An 11,946-nucleotide genomic window follows, 5' to 3' on the forward strand; every position below is an offset into this window, starting at 1 on the left:
AAAAATTAAAAATCTTTATTATAAAAACCTAAAAATTTTAGGGGAGGGAAACATTATTATGAGATCATTTGACAGAATAAAATCTGGAATTCCTGATTTAGATAAATCATTAGACAATATAAGATTAGGGGATAATGTAGTATGGCACGTATCAGAATTAGATGAATTTAGATTATTTGTAAAACCTTTCATCAACCAAGCTTTAAAAGACCATAGAAACTTAATATATATAAGATTTGCATATCATGAACCATTTGTAGATATCACACCTGAAGAACAAGAAATTTTAAACCAAAGAGATCCAAATAGTGATGAATTATACACAATGATTCAAAGAGAAAATGGTTTAAAAATATACCAAGTAGATCCATCAACACAATTCGAAGCCTTCACAGTAGCAGTACACAATATCATTACAAAAGAAGGAAGATTCTCATTCTATGTGTTTGATTCCCTATCCGAACTTCAAGTAGCATGGTCTGCAGATTTAATGATGGGAAACTTCTTCAGAGTAACATGTCCTTACTTATTCAAATTAGATACAGTAGCATACTTCCCACTACATAGAGGAAGCCATTCCTTTGAAACAATAGCTAAAATTAGAGATACAACACAATTATTAATAGATATATACAGTGAAGATGATGAAATTTACATACATCCACTAAAAATATGGAACAGATACTCACAAAGCATGTTTTTAGGACACAAATATAATAAAGAGGACCAATCAATCGAAGTACTAACAGATGGTGTTGGTGTAAGTAGATTTTACCAAGTATTAAACAAATCATCAGCATATCATAACGAACAAACTACAGATAATTGGGATAGATTCTTCACATTAGCACACCTCCAATACAGAAATGGGGAAGATATCACAGATAAATGTGATAGAATGTGTAAAATGATGATAAGCAAAGATTCACACATGTTCCAATTAGTTAAAGAAAACTTTGAACCCTCAGACTACTTTGAAATATATAATAGATTAATAGGAAGTGGAATGATAGGTGGAAAAGCATGTGGGATGCTTCTTGCACGGAAAATAATAAAAAACAAATTACCTGAAGAATATAAAAGATTAGAACCTCATGATTCATTTTACATTGGTTCAGATATGTTTTACACATACATTGTAGCTAACCACCTTTGGGATTTACGAATAAAACAAAGAACTAAAGAGGGATACTATGTTGAAGCTAAAAAACTTAAAAAGGAACTTCAAAATGGAATTTTCCCTGAAGAAATACGAGAAAACTTTAAAAGAATATTGGATTACTTTGGACAAACACCAATAATCGTTAGAAGCAGTAGTTTCTTAGAAGATGGGTTTGGAAATGCATTTGCTGGAAAATATGAATCAGTATTCTGTGTAAATCGTGGAACATTTGAAGAAAGATTGCAAGATTTTGAAAATGCTGTAAAAACAGTTTATGCAAGTACAATGGATATATCTGCATTAGAGTATCGTAATAGGAATCATTTGGAAGATATTGATGAACAAATGGCTCTTTTAGTTCAAAGAGTATCAGGTTCATATTATGAAGATTATTACTTCCCAACTGTTGCGGGAGTAGGATACTCATATAGTCCATACTCTCCATTACCTGATATGGATAAAAAAGCAGGAATGTTAAGACTTGTAATGGGATTAGGGACTAAAGCAGTAGACAGAACACAGAATGATTATCCAAGAATAATCAACTTAGATAAGCCTAAAGTAGTTACAATGACAAGTATGGCAGACAGACATAGATATTCACAGCATTCCTTAGATGTTCTTGATTTAAAAGAAATTTCCGTAAAAGAACACCCAGTATCTGAAGGATTAGAAGTTTTACCTAGATATGCAAAAAATGAAGTTGTAGAACATGATACTGAAATAGAAGAAAGATACAAGGAACAAGGTCATCCTCGTGAAGTCGTATTTGTGTCATGTCAAGGAATGGTTAATAATAAAGTATTCACAAACATGATGCAAAATATATTAAAAACATTAGAAGAAAACTATAACTTCCCAGTAGATATAGAATTCACAGTAAATATAGGACAACAACATTCATTTGTAGTAAACTTAGTACAATGTAGGCCATTATCAATATCAAAATCAAATGAGAACATTGAAATTCCTAAAATAAAAGATAATATCTTATTCCATATTAAAGATGCAAGTATGGGAAGATCTAGAAGAGAAAACATTGATGTAATTGTAACTGTAGATCCACATAAATATTATGAATTCCCTTACAATAAAAAGTCTAACATAGCTCGTATAATTGGAAAAATAAATGATTACTATAAACATGAAAATATAAACTTAATGTTAATAGTACCTGGAAGAATAGGCACATCTTCACCTGAACTTGGAATACCTGTAACATTTGCAGATATTAGTGACTTCTTTGCTATACTAGAAGTGTCTTATAGTGAAGTAGGGTATGTTCCAGAATTATCATTTGGAAGTCATTTATTCCAAGACCTTGTTGAAGCAGATATATTTTATGGAGCATTATTTGAAGATGAAACTCGATTAGTCTATGATACACACTTGTTAGATCAATTCCCAAATCAATTAAAAGATATAGATTCTACATTAGGTGATGAAATATATGAGATGGTTGATGTAGTGGAAATAAAAGATGGTAAAATGGAATTTTACTATGATATGAAAAAGGATGAAGCAATAAGTTACTATGGAAAATAAAAAATATAATCTTCCTATATTTTTTATTAATAAACTAATAATATAAAAGATTTTTATGATAACTATAAGTAATGGGATAGTTTTAAAAGGTTTAAATCTAGTTCCCTCAAAAGAAAATATTTTAATAGATGATGGATGTATTCTTGAAATATCACCTGATATTAAAGAAGGAAAAATATTAGATGCTACAAATTGTATAATTTGTCCTTCATTTCTAAATGCACACACTCATATTGGAGATTCTATAATTAAAGATGAAGGTGATGGTTTATCATTAAGTGAAATTGTAAAACCTCCAAATGGTATTAAACATAAAGCATTAGAAAATGCTGATGAAGATAGTTTAATTTCTTCTATGCAAGATGCCATGATTACAATGTTAAAAAGTGGAACTACTCACTTTATTGATTATCGTGAAGGTGGAATTAAAGGGGTTAAATTATTAAAAAAAGCATCTGAAAATATTCCAATAAATCCAATAATTCTTGGAAGAGATAATAGTTTCTATGGTGATAATCCTGATTTACATAAAGTAAAAATTAATGTACGGAAATTATTAAAAATAGCAGATGGTTTAGCACCAAGTGGATTTGGAGAAATAAGTCAAGAAGTTGCAAATATAATTGTTGAGGAATGTGATAAAAAAGGGAAAATTTCTTCAATTCATGCTGCAGAAAGTGAAAATGCACAAAAAAAGTCCATAGAAAAAAAGGGGCAGACAGAAATTAAATTAAGTGTTGATTCTGGTTTTAAACAAATAGTTCATGTTACCAATCCTGTTAAAGATGATATTGATTTGTTAAAAAATTCAAATTCATCTATAACATTGTGTCCTAGGGCAAATGCAACTTTGGCTGTTGGTACTCCTCCTATAAAAAAAATTTTAAAAACAGGATTAAAACCATTAATTGGAACAGACAATTTAATGGTAAATACGCCAAATATTTTTAGGGAATTAGAATATACGCTTAAAATTATGAGAGCACAAAATAAGCATTATGTTCCACCTAAAACAATACTTGAATTTGCAACAACTAATATATGTGCTCAAGCTAATAATCAATTATTAAATTCAATAATTAATAAAACTATAATCACAGAAGGTAGTAGCCCACAATTAATGGTAGTTAAAAAATTATCAAAAAATAATTACTTAAGTCTAATAAACAGAACAGAAACAGAACATATTAAATATTTATTCAATAAGAATATTATAAAATTTTAATACATAAATTTAATAAGCAATAAAATAATATCTTAATCGAAAAAGATTTCATTCATTAAAATTATAAAATAAAAAAGGTGATAACATGGTGGAAGAACAATTATATAAAAGAATATTATTCCCAACTGATGGTTCTAAATATGCACAAAAAGCTGAAAAGGATGCATTATTCCTTGCAGAAGCTTCTGGTGCAGAATTAATCATTTTAAGTGTAGTGGAAAACTCATTTTCAGTAGGTTTACCTGCAGATGATACTACCTTTAGAATAACTGAAATGCTTAAAGAAGATGTTAAAAATAATTTAAATAATGCTAAAAATGATATTGGGGATAATGTAAAAGTAACTACTAAAATCGGTGAAGGTTCTCCAGCAGATGTTATACTAAAAACAGCAGAAAATGAAAATATCGATTTAATTGTAATGGGAAGTTCTGGTAAAACTGGATTTGATCGCTTCATTATGGGAAGTGTTGCTGAAAGAGTAGTTAAAGCTGCTAAATGTAAAGTTTTAGTAGTCCACTAAAAAAATTTATTTTTCAAAATTTAAACTTTTTTACTTTTTTTACTAAAACCTTTATTCTTTTTTTAAATACTAATTAAACCTTTTTACATAAAAGTTATATAAAATAAAAATAAAACAATAAACTAATAGTATTATATTATTAATTTAATGTAAAATTCTTAAAAAATTAATAAAATTTTATATATTAATTTAAAAAAATTATTATAATAAAATTTTTTCTTTATTCTCACTGATTTTAGTGTAAAGAATATAAAATATATAATATTTTAAAAAATCATACAAGTATAAAAAGTTAAATAAAGAAAAAACAGGAGATATTTTACCTATTTTAAATTAAATCAGATTAAGAATAAATAGAATAATATTATACAAAAAAATAGTATATGGTGATATTAATGTTAGTAAAAGACATATTGTCTGAAGATGTTGTTTATGTTAGTGTTCCTGGAACACGTGAAAAAGCTTTAGAAATAATTGTTAAAAAGAATGTATCAGTTGTTCCTGTAGTTAAAGAAGGTTCTAAAAAATTAGTAGGAATATTAACCCGTTCTGACTTAATAACTAATCCTGATGAAGAACAAGTAGCAATGTTAATGACAAGAGATTTAGTTACTGCTGAATTAGATGAACCTATTGAAGAAGTAGCTAAAAAAATGGTAAAAAATAATGTAAGAAGAGTTCCAGTGGTTGAGGGTGAAGATTTAGCTGGAATTGTAACAGCATTTGATATTGTATCATTAGCACTAACTCAAATGAATATTAAAGATCCTGTGGAAAATTATATGATAAAAACAGTTCCAACTGCATGGGATCAAACACCTTTAAATGTTGCTTTTGAGAACATGGCATTATTCGGATTAAAATCATTAATCGGATTAAATAATGAAGGAAAAATGAGTGGAATACTTACTGAAACAGATTTCATAGCAGAAAGTGAAGTTAGAAGTGAAACAACACAACATGACTCTACTGTAGGTACTGAAGGAGACAAATGGTCTTGGGATAGTACAAGTGTATTATACATTGAAAAAAATAAACTTAAATTCACAGATAAAGTTGTTCGTGATGTAGCTTCTGATAAAGTAACTACAGCTAATTCTAAAACTAAAGTATCTGCATGTGCAGAAAAAATGAAGTCATTAAATGTTGAACAATTACCAGTAATTGGAATTGAAGGCGACCTTATAGGTCTTGTTAGAGCAAGTGACTTGATTAAAGCTTTAATCTAAAAAGAAAAATTATAAAAAAAGTGAGAAAAACCATTTTTTCACTTTCCTTTTTTTTAAATCATTTTTTTATCTAAAAAATTTTTTCTATAAATCTTTAAAAAGAATTATAATAAATTCCTTTTAAAATTTTTTTATCTAAATTTATGGTGGAAAACATATGGAATCACAACCTATTTTAATAATTAAAGATACTCCTAGTACAATAGGAATAAGAGTTAGAGTGGGAGAAGTTTATAAAGAAAACAATATTCAATTAAGTGTAATGTTAGGTTATTACTGGGAAAACAATTTACCAGTTATAAAAAATCTTATAGAATTATTTGAAAATGTTATAAAAAGAACTGTTAATGAAGTATACCCTCATCAAAATTTATTTCTAAAATATGATATTCTTACAGATGATGTTTTAGAAAAAGCAACAAAATTAGAAATTAAACTAATTGAAGTTAAAGCTGATGGGACTGAATTCAAATTAGATGGTAAAATTATAACATTAAAAGGGATTTTATCTGAAGAAACATATTCTGCTGAAGATAAAGAAGAACTAGTTTCAAATATTCATGAAAAACATGTTGAAAAAAAATTAGTTAGTCAGGAAAAAATGTCCTTTAAGGATTTTGTTAAACTTCAACAAAAAAAATAGTTAATAAAATAAAAGTTTATCTTATTTTAAATATTTCTTCTAATAAAAGGTAATATTCTAATTAATGTTTCTTTACTCTCTGTGAAGTCTTTAACATTTTCTATAATGATTTTACCTTTTTCAGAGATTATAACATTTTTATTATTAAAACTTAAACTAATTGTATTATTATTTAAAGTTTTAATTTTCCCTAATTCTTTTAATTTTTCATTACTTTTTGAAATATTTATGGTGTAAGGTAATTTAGTTTCTGATATGTTCTGTTCTGATTTGAAATTTATCATTTTGTTTTTATTAGTCTTAGGTGTGATATTAAGTAAAATATTATTAAATTTTAATGTTTTAAGCTTATTACTTATTAAATTGATTTTGTTTTCATCTAATTCATAAGGTTTTTCTATTTCTATTTCCGCATTATTGTTATTATCTCTTATTTTAATTATTTCATCATTATTAATGTTTTTAACAAACTCTTCACTATAATCAATACGTTTAATATTTTCATGACTTAAGGGAATATTTGTTTTTATTCGTGTTGCAAGACATGTTGTTGATTTGTTATATTCAATATTATTTTCTTTTAAATATTTTTTTACTTCTTCACTACTTATACCTTCATTTATAAGGGGTGTTAAAAAATTATTTTTATAAGTTATTAAAATCCCTGGACGATCATCAAAAAGATCACTTATATTATTTCCATCTACAATTATATCAATAGATTCATCATGTGCTACCTCTTTAATTTTATCATACATGATTTGACGACAAAGGTAACATCGATTTCCTTTATTTTCTCTAAACTCATCTACATTAAATAGGTCAATTTTAACAATTTTCTGTGAAATACCAATTTTATGAGCAATCTTTTTAGAATTTTCAATAAAACCTGTAGGCATTAAACCATTATCAATAGTTATAGCAATAGGATCTCTACAAACCTCAACAATTAAACTAGAGAGTAAACTACTATCTGCTCCTCCAGAAAATGCAATAGCAACACGTTTATCTCTAAGTTCCCTTTTTACTCTATTAATTTTATCTTCAATACTCATAGAAACTCCTCAATTATGAATCATACTTAATGATTTAATATAATTTAATACTTCTATAGCATCTAAAGTTTTAATATCTGGAACACTAGTAATAAAATCAATTAATTCATCTTTAATATCATCACTTAACTCAGATTTTTTAAAAATATTATAATAAGTTCTTTTAGGATAATAAATTGATTTAGCAACATTTAATATATGATTTTCCAATTCAGTATCAATTATTCCTTCTTCAACACTTAAATCTAATTTATAATTCACATTAACTAAAGCTTCAGATAAAACACTTTGACTTTCAGGATCAAATGTTACAGCAACATCATCGTCTGAATTTAAAATACCTTCCCTGTATTGTTTATAAATATTACCAATACCAATCATACCTAAATCATCTAATTCAGAAGCTCTTAAAGCACCCATACTGCCTCCACCAACAACAGTTACACCTTCATTCATTGCTTTCATAATTTCTTTATGGCTAACTGCAGGATGTTGATGAAAAACACCATCGATAATCCCAATAATATCAGGTTTATCATTTAAAGCATTAAGAATATCTCCTCTTTTAACTGGAAATCGATAATCGGCATGTAAAATTTTTTCAGCATCTTCAAAAGAAATAGATAGGCCCGTAAAAACTATAATTTTCTTATTTAACATAATAAAAAGTTTCCATAAATTTATTTCAATGATTTAAATCATATTCAACAGCACGTTCTCCTCTTCTAGAAGGATCCAGTGCAAAAAGTTCCGCACCTGGAATAATGACTCTAACAACATTAACTCCAATTTCAGATCGTGTTAAATCTTTAAACAATATTTTATTTAAACCAACATTACTTAATTTTTCAATACAAGTATCAATATCTTTTTTAATAGAAACACTACTATTATTATCAATACTACTTAAATTAATCTTATTTCCTTCTGATTCGAAGTAATGACTATTGATTTTCTTCATTCGACCATAACCTGCCTTTCTCATAAAATCTGCACGAGCAGTATCCTCACGAGTACCATGAATTTGAGTGGCACGACTTTGAGCAACCTCTGTTAAAGCACGTAAAACAGCAATTTCAGGATTTAAATGAGTTCCAACACCTAATGTTAAAAGAGCAGCATCTTTTAATAAAGTATCATCACTTGATACAGCTATAGTCGGAATTTCAACATCAGCAGTAATATCTAATAAATTTATATCCACAGATTCATTTTCAAACTTATTTAAAATATTATTAATATCTTCACTTTCAATAGTATCTAAATCAATTTCTTTTCGATTTTTTTTAGTTTCTTCAAAAATACTCCAAGCATCTCTTTCAACAACTTCAAAAATCCCATGAAGCACTGCTTCCTCTAAAACATTACCTGAAGCCAAACCATTAGTATTCCCCTTAACAAAACTAGTAATATTATCATTACTTGGAATATAAGGATGATAAATTAAATTAATCGGAACATCAAATTCTTCTTCGGACACAATATCTGTCATTTTACTCCATTCTAATTCTAAACCCTTTAAACTTTCAATATCCACAGATTGAGGTAAAACTAAACTTTCAAAATCAACAGGATTACTCATATCCTCAAAAGTACCAATAATTATATTATCATTATCAATTTTTTGTTTTTCAGCAGAATATCTTTCAAAACCTTCCATCATAGCAGAAGCTTTAGCTTGAGGTTTACCAATTCCTTTACCTGCATAAACACTTACACTCCCTTCTTGAGCAGTAGGTCTTATTGCAGAAAAAACAGGAATTCCCACACGATCAAGATCAGTAATTTCAGTTAAACGTGTAATACCTGCAACTCTTAATTTATCTTCATAATTTTTAATAGTTTCTCTAGGTTCTTTAACCCTATGAGTACCATTAAAATATTTGATTGGAATATCTGAAAACATATTGACTCCTTTTATTAAAATTTTATTTATAATTTTTGATATAATATAATAATTGTTATATAAAGTTAATAAAATTTATTATAATATTATAATCAAATCATTAATTAAAAATTAATAAAAATAATCAAGAAGGAAAATTATATTATGGCAAATGAAAGTAAAAATATTCACTTAAATAATATTGTGAAAAAATTAGAAGAAAATAATTATGATGGAATGTTACTAGCAGATTTTAATAATATTAGGTACATTTCAGGATACTTACCCCAAAGTTTTGCTTTCGCTATATTAAAAGAAAACCCAATAATATACGTTGCAGAAATGGATATGGAAATAGCAAATAAAACTAGTTCTATAGAAATTCAACAATTCACATCATATGAGGAACTTAAAAGAATATTAAAAAAAGAAAATTTAACTAATTTAGCAATAGAAAATAATTTAACTGTAGATAGTTTTACAAAACTCAACAATGATTTAAAACTAAATATTGAACCATTCATGGCTGAAGAAAGAATGATTAAATCTTCAGAGGAAATAAAAAAAATTGATACAGCAATGAATATTGCACATAAATCATTATTAGAATTAAATCCAAGATCTTTAATCGAAGAAGGTATAAGTGAATGGGAAACAGCATATAAATTAGGCTATTTAATGCGTAAAAATGGTGCTGAAGTAGAATCATTTGACACTATAGTTGCATCAGGAGCAAATAGTAGTTTACCTCATGCAGTTGTAAGCCCTAAACCTTTAGATTCACATATATTAATTGATTATGGATGTAAATATCAAGGTTATTGCTCAGACACAACAAGAACCTATCCTAGCACTGAAAAACAAGAAGAAATATTTGATATTGTTCTTGAAGCTCATGATAAAGCTATAAAAGCCATTAAACCTGGAATTGATGGTTCAAAAATTGATGCCATTGCAAGAGACATTATAACTGATTATGGATATGGGGATAAATTCATTCATACTACAGGACATAGTTTAGGCTTAGATATTCATGAAGCTCCAACATTATCTACAAGAGGCCATACTATTCTCGAGAATAATATGATTGTAACAGTTGAACCAGGAATTTATTTAGAAGGAAATTTTGGAGTTAGAATAGAAGATACTATATTAATAGATAATAAAGGTAAAATAATTGGAAATTTACCTCAAAGATTATAAAAAATTATTAATGGAGGACTATTAATGAAAATGTTAATAAATGGGGAAAATTATGATAAAGAAGAACATAAAGAAATTTTAAACCCATATAATGGAGAAATAGTTGATACTGTACCTATTGCTAATAGAAATGAAGTTAAAAAAGCTGTTAATGCAGCAAATCAAGCTAAAAATTCATTAACTGGGATGAGTGCACGTAAAGTTTCTGAAAAATTATATGATGCCTTTGAAAATTTAAAAAATGAAAAAGAAGAATTTGCAAAAATCATAACACAAGAAACTGGAAAACCAATAAAACAATCCTTAGGCGAAATGGAAAGATCAATAGATACTTTAAAATTATCTTCAGAGGAATCTAAAAGAATTTATGGCGAAACAGTACCCTTAGATGCAGGTTTAGGAGGTAAAGGTTTTTTTGCATTTACCGAAAGAATCCCATTAGGTGTTGTAGCAGCAATAACACCATTTAATTATCCTGTAAATTTAGCAATTCATAAAATAGCCCCGGCAATAGCAGCAAAAAACACCACAGTTTTTAAACCTAGTATGCAAGCACCTCTTGCAGGACTTAAAATGGCTGAAATTATTGCACAAGAATTTCCTAAAGGTGTAATTAACACAATTACTGGTATGGGTGGTGAAATTGGTGATGCATTAATAACTAATGAAAATATAAATAAAATATCTTTTACAGGAAGTGTAGCAACAGGATTATTTATAGCATCACGTGCTGGAATGAAAAAGATTACATTAGAATTAGGGGGAAACGATCCATTAATCGTACTTGCTGATGCAGATATAAAAAAAGCTGTAAAAGGAGCAGTAAATGGAGCTTACCTTTATTCAGGACAAGTATGTATGGGTGTTAAACGTATAATTGTAGATAATCTTATCGCAGAAGAATTCACAGATTTATTAGTTAAAGAAACACAAAAATTAAAAATTGGAAATCCAATGGATGAAAATATAGATATGGGGCCATTAATTGATGAAAATGCTGCAATTAATGTTGAAAAAACAGTTGACAATGCAATAGCAGATGGAGCTGAACTTTTAACTGGAGGAAAACGTAAAAACACATTTTATCAACCTACAGTTTTAGACAATGTTAATATGGATATGGATGTAGTGGCTAATGAAACATTTGGACCAATAGCCCCAATTATTCATGTTAATGGTGTTGAAGAAGCTATAAAAACTGCGAATAATACACAATATGGTTTACAAGCTGGTGTGTTCACAGAAAACATACATAATGGTTTAAAATGTGCTAATGAAATTGAAGCAGGAACTGTATGGATAAATAAACAATCAACATTTAGAACAGATAATATGCCATTTGGAGGGGTTAAATCTAGTGGAGTGGGAAAAGAAGGAATAAAATATGCCGTTCAAGACATGACTAAACCAAAATTAATTGGATTTAACTTACGTTAAATTTAATTAGAAATATTATCTCTTTCTAACTCCCTTTTA

The 11,946-nt window shown here is 27.5% G+C and carries 10 protein-coding genes; 7 read left to right on the forward strand and 3 right to left on the reverse strand.

Features of this window, described 5'->3' with window-relative positions:
- Positions 1-58 precede the first annotated feature (58 nt).
- The 5 genes from ACA135_RS01750 to ACA135_RS01770 all read left to right on the forward strand — a co-directional run bounded on the left by ACA135_RS01750 (position 59) and on the right by ACA135_RS01770 (position 6,327).
- Complete coding sequence (locus ACA135_RS01750; RefSeq protein ID WP_409198594.1) at positions 59-2,707, forward strand: PEP/pyruvate-binding domain-containing protein; 2,649 nt, start codon at positions 59-61, stop codon at positions 2,705-2,707.
- A gap of 55 nt (positions 2,708-2,762) precedes the next feature.
- Entirely contained in the window at positions 2,763-3,932 is a 1,170-nt protein-coding gene (locus ACA135_RS01755; RefSeq protein WP_409198595.1) for an amidohydrolase family protein, read from the forward strand.
- An 85-nt stretch (positions 3,933-4,017) separates the two neighbouring features.
- On the forward strand, positions 4,018-4,455 hold the full coding sequence (locus ACA135_RS01760) for a universal stress protein (RefSeq protein WP_409198596.1): 438 nt from the start codon (positions 4,018-4,020) through the stop codon (positions 4,453-4,455).
- Between the two features lie 395 nt (positions 4,456-4,850).
- Positions 4,851-5,684, forward strand: a complete 834-nt coding sequence (locus tag ACA135_RS01765; protein ID WP_409198597.1) for a CBS domain-containing protein — start codon at positions 4,851-4,853, stop codon at positions 5,682-5,684.
- A gap of 157 nt (positions 5,685-5,841) precedes the next feature.
- Positions 5,842-6,327: a hypothetical protein gene (locus ACA135_RS01770; RefSeq protein WP_409198598.1), complete on the forward strand. Its 486-nt coding sequence runs from the start codon at positions 5,842-5,844 to the stop codon at positions 6,325-6,327.
- Between the two features lie 26 nt (positions 6,328-6,353).
- Here ACA135_RS01770 and ACA135_RS01775 read toward each other — a convergent pair whose 3' ends face one another.
- The 3 genes from ACA135_RS01775 to ACA135_RS01785 are packed head-to-tail and all read right to left on the reverse strand — an operon-like array spanning position 6,354 to position 9,288.
- A complete protein-coding gene (locus tag ACA135_RS01775) occupies positions 6,354-7,382 on the reverse strand; it encodes an ATP-binding protein (protein ID WP_409198599.1) in 1,029 nt (342 codons plus the stop codon).
- Positions 7,383-7,391: 9 nt separating this feature from the next.
- Positions 7,392-8,042, reverse strand: a complete 651-nt coding sequence (locus tag ACA135_RS01780) for a TfuA-related McrA-glycine thioamidation protein (protein ID WP_409198600.1) — start codon at positions 8,040-8,042, stop codon at positions 7,392-7,394.
- 25 nt (positions 8,043-8,067) lie between these two features.
- On the reverse strand, positions 8,068-9,288 hold the full coding sequence (locus ACA135_RS01785; protein ID WP_409198601.1) for a YcaO-related McrA-glycine thioamidation protein: 1,221 nt from the start codon (positions 9,286-9,288) through the stop codon (positions 8,068-8,070).
- A gap of 144 nt (positions 9,289-9,432) precedes the next feature.
- Between ACA135_RS01785 and ACA135_RS01790 the strand changes: the two genes are divergently transcribed.
- Complete coding sequence (locus ACA135_RS01790; RefSeq protein WP_409198602.1) at positions 9,433-10,470, forward strand: M24 family metallopeptidase; 1,038 nt, start codon at positions 9,433-9,435, stop codon at positions 10,468-10,470.
- Positions 10,471-10,494: 24 nt separating this feature from the next.
- Complete coding sequence (locus ACA135_RS01795; RefSeq protein WP_409198603.1) at positions 10,495-11,907, forward strand: lactaldehyde dehydrogenase; 1,413 nt, start codon at positions 10,495-10,497, stop codon at positions 11,905-11,907.
- Positions 11,908-11,946: the final 39 nt, after the last annotated feature.

It is taken from the genome of Methanobrevibacter acididurans, from assembly GCF_046197875.1.
Classification (GTDB): Archaea; Methanobacteriota; Methanobacteria; order Methanobacteriales; family Methanobacteriaceae; genus Methanobrevibacter_A; species Methanobrevibacter_A acididurans.